9 protein-coding genes are annotated in these 13,475 nt (G+C 45.0%); 5 read left to right on the top strand and 4 right to left on the bottom strand.

Annotation, left to right across the window (positions count from 1 at the left end; translation table 11 throughout):
• Positions 1-161 precede the first annotated feature (161 nt).
• Complete coding sequence (locus tag F0229_RS18810; RefSeq protein ID WP_171733454.1) at positions 162-833, top strand: type 1 glutamine amidotransferase domain-containing protein; 672 nt, start codon at positions 162-164, stop codon at positions 831-833.
• Between the two features lie 148 nt (positions 834-981).
• On the opposite strand, the gene F0229_RS18805 is transcribed toward F0229_RS18810, so the two are convergent.
• From F0229_RS18805 to F0229_RS18795, 3 genes are all read right to left on the bottom strand, one after another.
• Positions 982-2,217, bottom strand: coding sequence for a cysteine desulfurase-like protein (locus tag F0229_RS18805; protein ID WP_171733453.1), 1,236 nt, complete (start codon positions 2,215-2,217; stop codon positions 982-984).
• The gene (locus F0229_RS18800; protein WP_029405418.1) at positions 2,201-2,857 is read right to left on the bottom strand and encodes a 2OG-Fe dioxygenase family protein; all 657 of its coding nucleotides are present in this window, start codon (positions 2,855-2,857) and stop codon (positions 2,201-2,203) included. The genes F0229_RS18805 and F0229_RS18800 overlap by 17 nt, the downstream gene beginning before the upstream one ends.
• A 783-nt stretch (positions 2,858-3,640) precedes the next feature.
• The gene (locus tag F0229_RS18795; RefSeq protein ID WP_171733452.1) at positions 3,641-5,308 is read right to left on the bottom strand and encodes a GGDEF domain-containing protein; all 1,668 of its coding nucleotides are present in this window, start codon (positions 5,306-5,308) and stop codon (positions 3,641-3,643) included.
• A 529-nt stretch (positions 5,309-5,837) separates the two neighbouring features.
• On the opposite strand from F0229_RS18795, the gene trxB reads away from it, so the two are divergent.
• From trxB to azu, 4 genes are all read left to right on the top strand, one after another.
• Complete coding sequence (trxB, locus tag F0229_RS18790; protein WP_012603688.1) at positions 5,838-6,797, top strand: thioredoxin-disulfide reductase; 960 nt, start codon at positions 5,838-5,840, stop codon at positions 6,795-6,797.
• A gap of 161 nt (positions 6,798-6,958) precedes the next feature.
• Positions 6,959-8,743, top strand: coding sequence for a cysteine/glutathione ABC transporter permease/ATP-binding protein CydD (cydD, locus tag F0229_RS18785; RefSeq protein ID WP_171733451.1), 1,785 nt, complete (start codon positions 6,959-6,961; stop codon positions 8,741-8,743).
• Positions 8,736-10,457, top strand: a complete 1,722-nt coding sequence (cydC, locus tag F0229_RS18780; protein ID WP_017072487.1) for a cysteine/glutathione ABC transporter ATP-binding protein/permease CydC — start codon at positions 8,736-8,738, stop codon at positions 10,455-10,457. The genes cydD and cydC overlap by 8 nt, the downstream gene beginning before the upstream one ends.
• Positions 10,458-10,731: 274 nt before the next feature.
• The gene (gene azu / locus F0229_RS18775; RefSeq protein WP_017063577.1) at positions 10,732-11,184 is read left to right on the top strand and encodes an azurin; all 453 of its coding nucleotides are present in this window, start codon (positions 10,732-10,734) and stop codon (positions 11,182-11,184) included.
• A gap of 71 nt (positions 11,185-11,255) precedes the next feature.
• On the opposite strand, the gene F0229_RS18770 is transcribed toward azu, so the two are convergent.
• Positions 11,256-13,139 (bottom strand): methyl-accepting chemotaxis protein, encoded by a 1,884-nt coding sequence (locus tag F0229_RS18770; protein ID WP_171733450.1) that lies wholly within the window; start codon positions 13,137-13,139, stop codon positions 11,256-11,258.
• Positions 13,140-13,475 lie beyond the last annotated feature (336 nt).

Genomic DNA, 13,475 nt, shown 5'->3' with positions numbered 1-13,475 from the left:
GTTTTGTCTATTCGGCATATTATCACTCAAATGGTTTACTATTAGTATTACAGGTAACGAAACAGCGGCACCTCTATCAATAAAACGGATGTCTGTCTTAGAAACGCGGATGTCTAAACAACGACGCTGAAACCAAACAAACGTGCTCAAAGGGAAGAATCATGAAAAAAATACTAATACCTGTAACTAACCACGCAACACTAGGCGATACAGACCAAGCGAACGGGACTTACGCGCCTGAACTGACTCATGCTCTGAAAGAGATCTTGGCTGCGGGTTTTGAGTACGACATCGCTTCTATCAAGGGTGGTAAAGGTCCGTTGTATGGGACAGATATTGAAGGGGATTCAGTAAACGCGGAGATCTTGGCTGATGATGACTTCCAAAACCGTATTAACAATACGATCCCTGTAAGCCAAATTAATGCAGAAAGCTACGATGCTATCTTCTACCCAGGTGGATTCGGTTTGCTTTCTGACTTAGCAACCGACGAGCAATTCGCAGCTATTGCAGCTAAGCACTATGAAGATGGCGGTGTGATCGCATCAGTATGTCACGGCCCAGCAGCACTGCTTCCGATTGTTTTAAGCAACGGCGAGAAGCTATTGAGCTCTAAATCGGTGACTGGCTTTACTCGTGAAGAAGAGATCGACTTTGGCACCATCAACGACATTCCATTCCTATTGGAAGAGTCTCTTGCTCGCAGCGCAGCGCGTTTCAACAAGGTTCAACCTTGGCAAGAGCTTGTGATTGTTGATGAGCGAGTCATTACAGGTCAGAACCCAACCAGCGCACACGCAGTGGGTGTAGCTATTGTTGAGCAGCTGTCTTGATTAAAAGCGGTCTTAATCGAATCACTGGCGTTACGTAAATAAGTAATAAGCGCTGTGAAACGAAAAAGAGCATACTTCCTACTCAATGTTCATGAGAGAAGTATGCTCTTTTCTAATTCTTTAGCTATTAAGTGCTAGTGACTGCTTGCTAATGGCTTCGCAAGATCCCTTCAAGCACATTGAACAGCAAGTCGATCTCTTCAATCGAGTTGTAATGCATACAACCAATACGCACCACGCCCTGCTCTTCGATACCCAGCTGCTTCACCAAACCTAGCGCGTAGAAGTGTCCATTCCACACACAGATATTATGCTCGCCCAGCTTCTTAGCGATAAACTCTGGAGAGTGATTATCAAAGGTGATGGCAAATGTTGGCGTTCTTAGATTCGAGTCAAACTCTGTTTTCCCGTAAAGCTTTGCCCCTTCGAGATCAGACAAGCGTTTAAGGAAGTACTCACTCAGTTGGCTCTCATGCTTATTATAAAGCGCGTAGCTTTGCTCTAAACGAGAACGCAATGAGTCGGTTGGCTCACCAAACTGCGCCAAGTAATCTACTGCTGCAATCACACCGGCAAGGCCTTCAAAGCTTTGCGTACCTGTTTCAAAACGGCCTGGGCCGATATTGGTTGCAGGCTCTACCTTGTAAGGCTTTAACGTGTGTAGCCATTGAGGTGCAACATAAGCAATGCCCACATGCGGGCCGAAGAACTTATAAGCTGAACACGCTAAGAAATCACAATTCAGTTGCTGAACATCGATCAAGTGATGCGGTGCGTAATGTACGGCATCGACATAAACCTGCGCGCCATGCTGATGTGCAAGCTCGATAACTTTCGCCATATCAACAATCGAGCCCGTCGTGTTCGAAGCAAACGTCACCGCGACAAGTTTGGTTTTCTCATTCAGCAGTGACTCAAAGTGCGCCATGTCTAGGCTGCAATCCGACTCGTCGACACGAACTTGGCGAACAATCGCGCCTTTGTCGTCTGCGGCTTGCTGCCAGCTTGATACATTCGAGTAATGGTCTAACGCAGTGACGATAACTTCATCGCCCTCTTTCCAATCGCGGCTGATCGCTCGGCTAAGTTGGAAGGTCAGCGAGGTCATGTTCGCACCGAACACAACGTTGCCAGAAGACTCAGCATTGAGTAGCGCTTGTGCCGCTTCTCTCGCTTGCTGCATTAAACCTGTGGTCTTCTGGCTAGAAAAGTAATGACCGCCTAGGTTTGAATTAAAGTGCCCAAGGTATTCCGTCATGGATGCTAAAACATTTTCAGGAACCTGAGAGCCACCCGGCCCATCAAAAAAGGTCACCGGCTTACCGTTATGGTATTGGCCTAGCGCGCTAAACTGCTGGCGCACATCATTAAGAGTGAAGGACATTGCGCGCATCCTTAGCCGTTAGAACAAACACATCCATGTAACCCATCTCGTCGTGGTCTATGGTGCGAATTGGCTGTGCGTTGTGCCATAGCTTACTGTCTGCAAGCATTGCAACTTCGCCGTCTTCAAGCACTTTTCTAAAGAACGGTGCTTCATGAGAATCTTGGTACAGCATGATCTCGCCACCCACAATGTTATGACGGTTAACACCAATTAAAGCGATGTGGTCGAAGCCATCTTGGTGAACACCTTCTGGCGCAACCTGTGTCTCTTCAAAAATGGCAGCGATGCGGATTTGGTGGATTTCGATTTCTTGCCCGTCTTCAAGCCCATTGGTTTCAATGAACAACTCACACATCTCTTGCATGCCTTCGCTGCTTAAGATTGGTGCTTCAATTGGTTCGAATTGGCGAACAACGTCACCTTGAAAGTGATTAATGTCTTCAGACTGAACAAAGTTATGTTTGTCTAGCTCTACGACTTGTCCATTACTGAATTGAACCACCGAGTACCTTCTCAATCGAAACTGACCATCCGCATGCTCTGTGCTTGGAAGCTTAGAGAATGACGGTGACAACTCCTCAACTGCGTGGTTACTGAGGTGGGTAATATGTAGGGTATTTTCGTGAGCATGTAACATCATCGACTCCTTAATGATTGTTAATTTACTTTCGATATTTAACGTTTTGTTTACATAAAGGATACTTGAAGATCTTGTCAAATCAACATTAAACAATCATTTATCCCGTCAGAAATAATAATTCAGATAGTAAAACTAACTTTAAATTCAAAAGCAGTGCATAACACCAGAATAAAAGATGACCAACTCTTAAAACTAGCACACTCCACTGGCTAGTTATAAATCCCTGCAAATTTAAATTTAACGATATTATAAACTAGCAAGCTATGTTTCATATTGTGTCAGCCCTTTCCCTTTAATACGCCAGCCTTCTTGCCTGAGTTCAGGCATCACGCTCGCCATCATTCATTTCTATGCTTTTGCACAACGAAATACGACCTACCTATCAATTGCCAAGCTATTGATTATTTACACAACAAACTGAAATTGGTTAATTTATGAGTACACCAGAAACCAAACGCCTTTGCTTGCGCGTCTGGAACAGGTCGAGTTCGGGGGGAACTCGGCCGCCCTCAAATAGAGTGCTTTCTAATAAAACCTACAATTATAAATGATGCGTTTATTTGGAATATGATGGTCTGCCTTTATGTCCTAACTTAGAATTCGTTAAAAATAGGCGACTATAAAGATTGGGAATGTTCTACACAAAACAGATGAGAGGGTAAGCAAGCTTGAAAGGTTGGTTGCTAAAAGAGCCACCTTTGGTGACATTTACACCAAAAGTCAAAACGAAAATAAGTTAACTAGACTTAAAACGATTCACTTAGAAAATAGGGAATTTAGCTAACACTCAATTTCACTGGACTGATTTTTAAAACCGTTCTTCGAGCGCTTCTGCTGGTACATTCGCTGGTCAGCTAAGCTCAAACACTCAGAAAAATTGACACATTCAAAACTAGATGCGCTTCCAAAACTGAGGCCAGACTGAGGCCAATCAGCACTGCGAATTTGCTCTTCCACCTGAGTCACTCTAAGCTCAATCTGAGAATAGAGAGCCTCAACTTGTTTCTCTTTATCCACTTTCAACAACCAGATAAATTCGTCGCCACCAGCTCGATAAACCATTCCAAGGTCTGTAAATTTTTCTCGCATCATGCGGCTGGTGTATCCTAAAAAGCGATCCCCTTCATCATGACCATAAGTATCATTAATCGATTTAAGGCCATCACAATCGATGAAGACGATACAATAGGAATGATGTACTAATTGTTTACTCGCATCATTAAAATCCAGCCGGTTTCCAAGCCCCGTTAAACTATCCACCCTCGACTGGATATAGGTTTTCTGATGTTGATGTTGTTGAATCCGCAACCATTCAGTCAGTGACAATAAAATGCAGGTACAATCTATTGCTAATGCAACAACAACGATGACTTCTGTCGATCTCTGAGTCGGCAATGGTGCAAAATGCGCAAAAATGTAATATACCAAAGCCGTGCCATAACAAAGACCACCGATCAAATAATATTTAGCGACAAAGTTTCGTTGATAAACCATCAATACGCCAGTCACTATCATTGTCGGCACCCAGATTGCCGCAATTAAATGGGACATAACAAAAGTCAACGAAAACGGGGCAAAGACATTAATAAACCCGATAATGACACACAGCCAACTAAAGGCCTGAAAGGTAAGATTAATACGAATAAAATGCTGCGGAAATCCAAACAATAATCTTGTGTAATAGCAAGAAAAAGCAACCGCAAACGGAAACAATACCATTCCAAAATAAACTGGGTTCCAGCTTTGGCTTGGTAATAAGTACCCCCAAGCGCCTGAAGCGGCGAACCATCCCAGGCCATGTAGCCCAACATAACCAGCACAAGCCAGTGTGACTGGATGTTTAGTTTGAAAGTAACAAAAAAGAGCGAAAACTCCCAACGTTAGCATGACAGTAATAGAAGCTAATGTGAGCGTATTGTTGCGGAAAACGTGAATATAAAATGGATATTCAGGTTGAAGAGTGAAGTTAACTGCCTTTGGAAATTTCTTTGCTTCCAAGTAGAGCCAAAGTGTTCCAGATTCCTCCGCATTCAATATTAACGGGAAGCTTTGCCTATGCAGATGCAAGATACTCTTGTTACTTAATTGGCCAAAATCAAGTATTCGCCTTACTTGACCATTTGTTGATTGCCAGTAACCCCAGCCTTGATCCAAATAGTTTGCATGGAGTGTAACTATTTGTTGTGACGACTTGATATCGGAGTTGGCCAAATCAACTCTCAACCCAAACGCCCCTTCACCACCAAATATCGTTTCAATCCTTGGAGAGGATTCAATGTGTTTTTTTAATATGGGAAAATCGACTGGATCAGATAACAAAGGCATTTCATACCATCTTACAGCTTCATTAGCTAACACAGATTGTTCCCCGCTGACCTGCAGCGGAGAAGCAAAAACCGAATTCAGGCACACAATAAACACATTGATAAAAAGGATTAGAATCTGCATAGAGTTCAAATGATTCCGCGCAATATATAAATATCAATAATAACACATACAAAAAAATAACAACTGAGAAACACTCAACAGTTCAAGTATTAACCAACATTACACCTGTTTGTAATCATGCCGTTCATACTAAAAGTGCGTCTTGTGGTCGCTTATCTGCACGCTAATTTTGATGAATTCTTGCAGCGTCTTTTAACGCAAACTTTTTAAAATAAAACATAGGATTCAGGTTCTCTTGTTTTTCTACTCATCAATGTATACGCAAAAAAGTAAATACTGCTATAGAAACACCATGATCAAGAAGGCCCTAAAAGTGAGCAGTATGCATAGCTGTTTGCAAGAGCACTTTCCTTGACTTATCGCTATTGATCTAAGACACAGGATTACAAGACCATCATTTAGTTCGGTTATGTTCTAACGTATAACGATTAATTACACTTCTGCCCTTGTTTAACCTTTTATTGCCTCCATATTTTCCATACAATCCTAAGCGATTATAAATTAAAACAAATTCAATTTCGGAGTCCTCATGAGCGACGTAAAGCACTGTAATTTATTGATTCTTGGTTCTGGCCCTGCTGGCTATACAGCTGCAGTTTACGCTGCTCGTGCAAACCTAAACCCAGTACTTGTTACCGGTATGCAGCAAGGTGGTCAGCTTACAACCACGACAGAAGTGGAAAACTGGCCGGGTGATCCTGAAGGTTTAACGGGTCCAGCTCTAATGGATCGCATGAAAGAGCACGCAGAGCGCTTTGAAACAGAGATCCTGTTCGACCACATTAACGAAGTCGACCTATCTAACCGCCCTTTCCGTCTTAAAGGCGATTCAGGCGAGTACACGTGCGATGCATTGATCATCTCTACGGGTGCATCGGCTAAGTACTTAGGTTTAGATTCTGAAGAAGCATTTAAAGGCCGTGGCGTTTCTGCTTGTGCAACGTGTGATGGTTTCTTCTACCGCAACCAGAAAGTGGCGGTAGTTGGTGGTGGTAACACGGCTGTTGAAGAAGCACTTTACCTGTCTAACATCGCATCTGAAGTTCACCTAGTTCACCGCCGTGACACGTTCCGCGCTGAAAAGATCCTAGTGAAACGTTTAATGGACAAAGTAGAGAACGGCAACATTGTTCTTCACACTGATCGCACGCTAGACGAAGTTCTGGGCGACGACATGGGCGTAACGGGCGTTCGTATTAAAGATACTCAGTCTGATAAGACAGAAGATATCGAAGTAATGGGCGCATTCATTGCTATCGGTCACCAACCAAACACTGAAATCTTCAAAGGCCAAGTCGACATGAAAGATGATTACATCATTGTTCAGTCTGGTCTTGAAGGTAACGCGACACAAACCAGCATCCCAGGCGTGTTCGCTGCAGGTGATGTAATGGACCACAACTACCGCCAAGCAATCACTTCTGCTGGTACAGGTTGTATGGCTGCACTGGATGCTGAACGCTTCCTAGATGGCCTTAACGATAAGTAAATCTGAGATTGCAGATTTGATTATCGGTGCTCTCGCCTCAGTAGATGCAGGGCGTCATCACATTTTGTTGTAAATCCCTAGAGCCCAGTGGTATATCCACTGGGCTTTCTTTTGTATACTAGCCGCCCTCAACAAATAATAATTATCATTAAGCCTTCATAATGGATAAGAAAAAACAACGCAGCTTGAACAAGTGGCTTAAGCAACAGAGTAAGTTAGCGAAACGCTGGCTTATGATTGCGATTAGCCTTGGCGTACTTTCAAGCGTGTTTTTAATTGCTCAAGCAGCTCTTCTCGCCTCTATTCTTCACCAGCTGATCATCGAAAATGTCGATAAGTCTGAACTGGTTGGTCATTTCGCAGGCTTGGCATTATCGGTCGTTGGCCGTGCTGGCTGTACATGGGGACGTGAGATCGCAGGTTATCGCTGTGGTGAACAGATCCGTGTCTACATCAGGCAACTGATCCTTGATAAGTTACGTGAGTTGGGCCCTGCTTATATCAAAGGCAAACCTGCCGGTACGTGGGCAACCCTGTTGCTAGAACAAGTCGAAGACATGCAAGACTTCTTCTCTCGTTACTTACCTCAGATGTCTTTGTCGGTAATGATTCCATTCATTATTTTGGTTGTGGTGTTCCCAGTAAACTGGGCAGCAGGACTGATCTTCTTGATTACTGCTCCACTGGTACCAATGTTCATGGCACTTGTGGGTATGAAAGCAGCCGATGCAAACCGTAAAAACTTCAAAGCACTGCAACGTCTTTCTGGTCACTTTTACGACCGTTTGCAGTCAATGACAACCATCCGTCTATTTGACCGCACAAACGCTGAAACAGAAGTATTGAAAGGTGCATCTGAGGTGTTCAGAACGCGCACCATGGATGTATTGAAGATCGCTTTCTTGTCGTCTGCAGTACTTGAGTTCTTCACGTCTATCTCGATTGCGATGACGGCGGTTTACTTTGGTTTCACTTACATCGGCGAGCTTAACTTCGGCCACTACGGCGTTGGCATTACGCTATTCGCAGGTTTGTTTATCCTTATCTTGGCGCCAGAGTTTTACCAACCTCTGCGTGATTTAGGTACTTTCTACCATGCAAAACAACAAGCGGTTGGCGCAGCGGAAAGTATTGTCGAGTTCCTAAAAACAGACATCACTAAAGTTAAATCAGGCGACACTCAGTTAGACCCGGCTCAAGGCATCAATATTGAAGCTCAAGATCTGAAAGTATTGAGCCCTGAAGGTGTTCAACTGGTTGGTCCTATCTCGTTCGCGCTTAACACTCGCCAATCGACTGCGTTAGTTGGCCCAAGTGGTGCAGGTAAAACAAGTTTGATCAACGCTATTCTTGGTTTCATGCCTTATGAAGGAAGCTTGAAAATCAATGGCATTGAACTGCGTGACCTAGACTTAGCCTCTTGGCGTAAAACCATTAGCTGGGTTGGTCAAAACCCGTTGCTACTGCACGGCACAATTCGTGACAACGTCACTCTAGGTAAGCACGATATCACTGACCAAGTTGTCGAGAACGCACTTGAGCAGTCTTTTGCTAACGAATTCGTAAATGAGCACGGCTTGGATTACATGATTTCTGATCGCTCTGGCGGTCTGTCTGTGGGTCAATCTCAGCGTTTGGCTCTGGCTCGCGCAATGATCCAAGACGGTCAGTTCTGGTTGCTCGATGAACCCACTGCCAGCCTAGATACTCGTAGCGAACAGTTGGTAATGAAAGGCATCAATAGCAACATCGAAAGCCGCACTGCCCTGCTTGTGACGCACCAACTCGCTCCACTTCAATCGGTCGATAACATTCTGGTTATGCGCGATGGTGGTCTGGTTGAACAAGGTCATTACTCTCAGCTTTCGACTGCGGGTGGTTTATTCGAAGAGATGCTTAACGCGAACTTAGCTCAACAAGATAATAAGGGTAATTTAGATGCGTGATTTACTGCCTTACCTGAAACTCTATAAAAAGCATTGGTTTGGCCTATCGCTAGGCATGCTATTGGCTTTTGCTACTCTGTCGGCTTCTATCGGCTTGTTAACGCTATCGGGTTGGTTCATTTCAGCTTCTGCGGTTGCAGGCCTGACGATTGCGCGTGAAACCTTTAACTACATGCTACCGGGCGGTGGTGTGCGTGGTTTGGCAATGAGCCGTACTGCGGGTCGTTGGGGTGAACGTGTTGTGAGCCACAATGCGACATTCAAACTTCTGACTGATCTACGTATCTTCTTCTTCAAGAAGCTGGCTCCGCTGATCCCAGGACGTATCTCAAACCTTCGTGATGCTGACCTACTGAACCGTTTGGTTGCTGATGTAGACGCGATGGATCACGTGTACCTGCGCTTAGTAAGCCCTGTGACGGTGGGTGTGTTCGGGATCTTCTTCCTGACTCTGTTCTTGATGTGGTTCGATAGCTCGCTTGGTTTGATCTTGGGTTCTATCCTTCTGATCATGCTGTTGGTTTGGCCAATCTTGTTCTACAAATTGGGTAAACGTAACGGTGGTGAACTGACACAGAACAAAGCTGATCTTCGTGTGACTACGCTAGATTGGATTGAAGGCTACAGCGAACTGACTCTGTTTGGTGCTGAAGAGCGTTACCGTAATGCCATTCTAGAGACTCAACGCAAGCTGATGGCGAATCAGTTTGTGAATGCTAACCTAACCGGTATGGCTTCAGCAGCGCTAATGCTGTTCAACGGTTTGACGTTGGTTCTTATGCTTTGGCTTGCGGCTGACGGTGTGGGTGGTAATGCACCAGACCCGTTCATCGCGCTAATGGCATTCGCAACCATGGCAAGCTTCGAGCTATTAATGCCAATTGCAGGTGCGTTCCAGCATTTAGGTCAAACTCTGTCTTCAGCACGTCGCTTGAACGAAGTTATTTTGTCGGAGCCTGAAGTTCAGTTCGCTGAAGAGAAGCTAGACATCAACAAGCCACTGGATATTACGTTCTCAAACGTGACGTTCAACTACCCTGACTCTGAGCGCAGTGTTCTGAACGCTGTTGACCTAACGATCCCTGCCACGCACAAGGTTGCGATTGTTGGTCAAACGGGTTCTGGTAAATCGACTCTGATCCAGCTTCTGACTCGCTACTGGGATCCTAAAAAGGGCTACATATCAATCGCGGGTATTGAACTGACGCAGTGGAACGAATCGCAGCTTCGTGAATCAATCAGTGTAGTAAGCCAACGTGTCGACATTCTAAATGGTACTTTGCGTGACAACTTGTTGATTGCAAGACCAGAAGCGACCGATGATCACTTAGCGAATATCCTAAAAGACGTTGGTCTAGAAAAGCTGCTTGAGAATAACGCACTTGATAGCTGGTTAGGTGACGGTGGTCGTCAACTATCTGGTGGTGAGAAGCGCCGTATTGGCATCGCACGTGCGATTCTTCATGATGCCCCTATCCTGCTTCTCGATGAGCCAACAGAAGGCTTAGATAAGCAAACAGAACACAGCATCATGACGCTGTTCGAGAAGCACTTTGAAGGCAAGACGGTTATCTTCATCACTCACCGTTTGATTGGTCTAGAGTCGATGGATTCTATCGTTCTGATTGAACAAGGCGAGATTGTTGAAAACGGCTCTCACGAGAAGCTGTTAAACGAAGAAGGACGTTATTTCCAACTTCGTCAGGCAATCTAGCTTCCCCTTAAGCTATAAAGAAAACTATTCAAGGCCCGAGTTTATGCTCGGGCTTTTTGTTGTCTGCGATTCTAGTCTCGAGCAACCATTCCCCCCTAAACGGTTGTTCATGCGCTGATTAGTTTTGCCCTTTCCTACAAAAACTTACCATTTACAAAGCAACGAGTTGCACACAATTCAAGTCGTAGCACATTACTATGATCATCTTTCTAGGATAATACGTATCAATCAACCTCATGGAATAACCTCCCCCTAAAATAATGGAGAACAGTGTATGTCTTTACGATTAATCGCAACAACGATAGCGCTTGTAGGTGCTAGCTTTACCGCTCAAGCGAGCTCGGAATGTGAAGTATCGATTGATGCTAGTGATCAAATGAAATTTTCAACTGACACATTAAGCGTTCCAGCGAGCTGTAAAGAAGTGAAGCTGACGCTAAACCATACTGGTTCTATGCCAGCCCAATCAATGGGTCACAACGTCGTTATAACAGACACTGCGTCGCTACAAGCAGTAGGCATCGATGGTATGTCGGCAGGTATCGACAATAACTACGTAAAACCTGACGACAGCCGCGTTTACGCCTTCACTCGTGTTATCGGTGGTGGCGAGTCAACCTCAATCACTTTCAGCACAGAGAAAATGACAGCCGGTGGCGACTACTCTTTCCTATGTTCATTCCCGGGCCACTGGGCAATCATGAAGGGCAAGTTTGAGTTTAAATAACTCGTTAGTCTAGATGGTACAGATACATCAAAGCCCCAACCTAAGTCGGGGCTTTGTTATATTGGCTTCGATTACAGCTTGAAGCGGCTGATTTCGCTTTCTAGCTCGTGAGACAGTTCAGAAAGCTGCGCAGCTTGCTCTGCAGCTTGGTGTGCTTCGTCTGCTAGCTCGTTAGATACGTCACGGATTCCTTCAGTGTTACGAGTAATCTCAGACGTTACTGACGCTTGCTCTTCTGCAGCAGAAGCAATCTGTGTTGCCATGTCGCTGATGCGTTCAACAGCAGCATGGATTTGCGTTAGGCTTGCAGCCGCTGAGTTCGCGTCATCAACACTGGTTTCAGCAAGAGTACGGCTATCGTTCATGATGTTAACCGCTTTGCCTGTTGTACCTTGCAGCAACTCAATCGTTTGTTGAATTTCTTGCGTTGAACCGTGTGTACGTTGGCTCAGAACTCGAACTTCATCCGCTACTACTGCGAAACCACGACCTTGCTCACCGGCACGTGCTGCTTCAATAGCGGCGTTAAGTGCAAGTAGGTTTGTTTGTTCTGCAATACCTTGAATGTTAGACAAGATAGCGTTGATGCTGTTGCCGTGCTCTTCAAGTTCTAGAATCACGTTGGTTGCGATTTGAACTTCTTGAGCCAGGTTTTGGATAGAGCTTTGAGTCTGTGTCACTTGACCAGTACCGTGCTCACACGCGCCAACCGCTTCAGATGAGTTCTGTGCAGTATGGTCTGCGTTACCTGCGATCTCTTGTGTTGCTGCAGCCATTTCGTTAACGGCTGTTGCTACCATGTTGATCTCGTCTTGTTGCATTTGGATACGAGCACTACGTTCTTCAGCTTGAGAAGCCGTTTGACGCGCTTGGTTGCCCAGCGCAGCAGATACTTCGCTTAGCTTGATCACCATGGTGTGCATGTTGCCCACAAAACGGTTGAAGTTTGCTGCAAGCTGACCAATTTCGTCGTCGCTCTTAGGCTCAAGGCGTTGAGTAAGATCGCCCTCACCTGAAGCAATTTCTTCAAGTGCTGCTGAAACGCGGTTTAGGTCGCGGAATAGGAAGCTTACTAACCAAGACACAAGTACGATTACGATGAGCGTAATAATGACAGCAGTGATGATCAGCTGAGTAAGTAGCGTTGAGTGGTTCGCTTCTTCTGTTGCTTTGTCCATCTGAACCGCGAAGATCCAGTTAGTGTTAGGCACCTTCGTGAAGTAAAGCAGCTTGTCTGCGCCGCGCTCTTTGATGATCTCGATGCTACCCGTACGCACTGCGTTTTCGATGATAGGCATAGAGATATCGTTTGAAAGTTGGCTTACCGGCTTCAAGCTTAGTGCTGAATCTGGGTGTGCTAGGAATGTGCCGTCAGAGGCATCAATTAGCATTGCGTAAGCGTTGTCACCAACATCAAGGCTGATTACATCGTTAACCAACTGGTCGATCAGTACGTCTGCACCAACAACACCAACAAGTTGGCCGTTTTGGCGAACAGGTTCTGCGATCGTTACTAGAAGTGCTTTGGTGATTGCATCTTGGTAAGCCGTAGTAATGATTTGCTTACCTGCAGCGTTTGCTTCTTGGTACCAAGGACGTTGACGAGGATCGTAATCTGCACGATTACGTTCAGGATGTGAACGGTACATTCCACCTTCTGGAGTACCTAAAAAGATATCGTCAAAGCCACCCGCTACACGAGCTTGTCTAAGGAAAGGAACAACATCATCCTCTCGTGAAAAGTCATTAAATGCTGATGCGATATCAGTACGGATATCAATCCAGTTTTTAATACCTTCAGATGCTGCTTCAGATACGCTTTCAGCTCGTAGGTATACGCCATTACGAGTCTGTTCAAATAATTGGTTTGCTGACAACCAAGTCAACGCTGTAGCCATAACGACAACAGCAGATAGGCTAGCGCCTATCAACTTCTGCTTTAGTGTTAGTTTCATGTCAAAGTTTCACGAGTGGTGGGAAATCTCGCGCATACTACCCAATATTAGTATTAAATTCGAGCGATTTCACAATTTAATATTGGAATATAATTTTAAGCAAACCATAAGCTTAAGTAATGTCAAATCCTTGGCTTATCGCCAAATTTAAGGCGGTGTTGTCTCTACGGTTATTAACATTTTTATCGCACTTCACATGCTTAAAAGAGACAAGAAAACACGGTAAAGAGGAAAATCGAGTAGGAGGAGGCCTCGCAGCCTCCGTCCTCTCACACCACCGTACAAGCGTGGGTCGCATACGGCGGTTCCGAATATACTTTCAGTGACTCGTACCCA

The organism is Vibrio sp. AIC-3 (genome assembly GCF_013114515.1).
Taxonomy (GTDB): domain Bacteria; phylum Pseudomonadota; class Gammaproteobacteria; order Enterobacterales; family Vibrionaceae; genus Vibrio; species Vibrio crassostreae_C.
This window is presented reverse-complemented; position numbering and strand designations above follow the sequence as displayed.

Excerpts from the sequence above, each read along its gene's own strand:
- cydD (WP_171733451.1), top strand. The coding sequence starts at position 6,959 with ATGGATAAGAAAAAACAACGCAGCTTGAACAAGTGGCTTAAGCAACAG.
- F0229_RS18770 (WP_171733450.1), bottom strand. The coding sequence starts at position 13,139 with ATGAAACTAACACTAAAGCAGAAGTTGATAGGCGCTAGCCTATCTGCT.
- trxB (WP_012603688.1), top strand. The coding sequence starts at position 5,838 with ATGAGCGACGTAAAGCACTGTAATTTATTGATTCTTGGTTCTGGCCCT.
- cydC (WP_017072487.1), top strand. The coding sequence starts at position 8,736 with ATGCGTGATTTACTGCCTTACCTGAAACTCTATAAAAAGCATTGGTTT.
- F0229_RS18800 (WP_029405418.1), bottom strand. The coding sequence starts at position 2,857 with ATGTTACATGCTCACGAAAATACCCTACATATTACCCACCTCAGTAAC.
- F0229_RS18810 (WP_171733454.1), top strand. The coding sequence starts at position 162 with ATGAAAAAAATACTAATACCTGTAACTAACCACGCAACACTAGGCGAT.
- F0229_RS18805 (WP_171733453.1), bottom strand. The coding sequence starts at position 2,217 with ATGTCCTTCACTCTTAATGATGTGCGCCAGCAGTTTAGCGCGCTAGGC.
- azu (WP_017063577.1), top strand. The coding sequence starts at position 10,732 with ATGTCTTTACGATTAATCGCAACAACGATAGCGCTTGTAGGTGCTAGC.
- F0229_RS18795 (WP_171733452.1), bottom strand. The coding sequence starts at position 5,308 with ATGCAGATTCTAATCCTTTTTATCAATGTGTTTATTGTGTGCCTGAAT.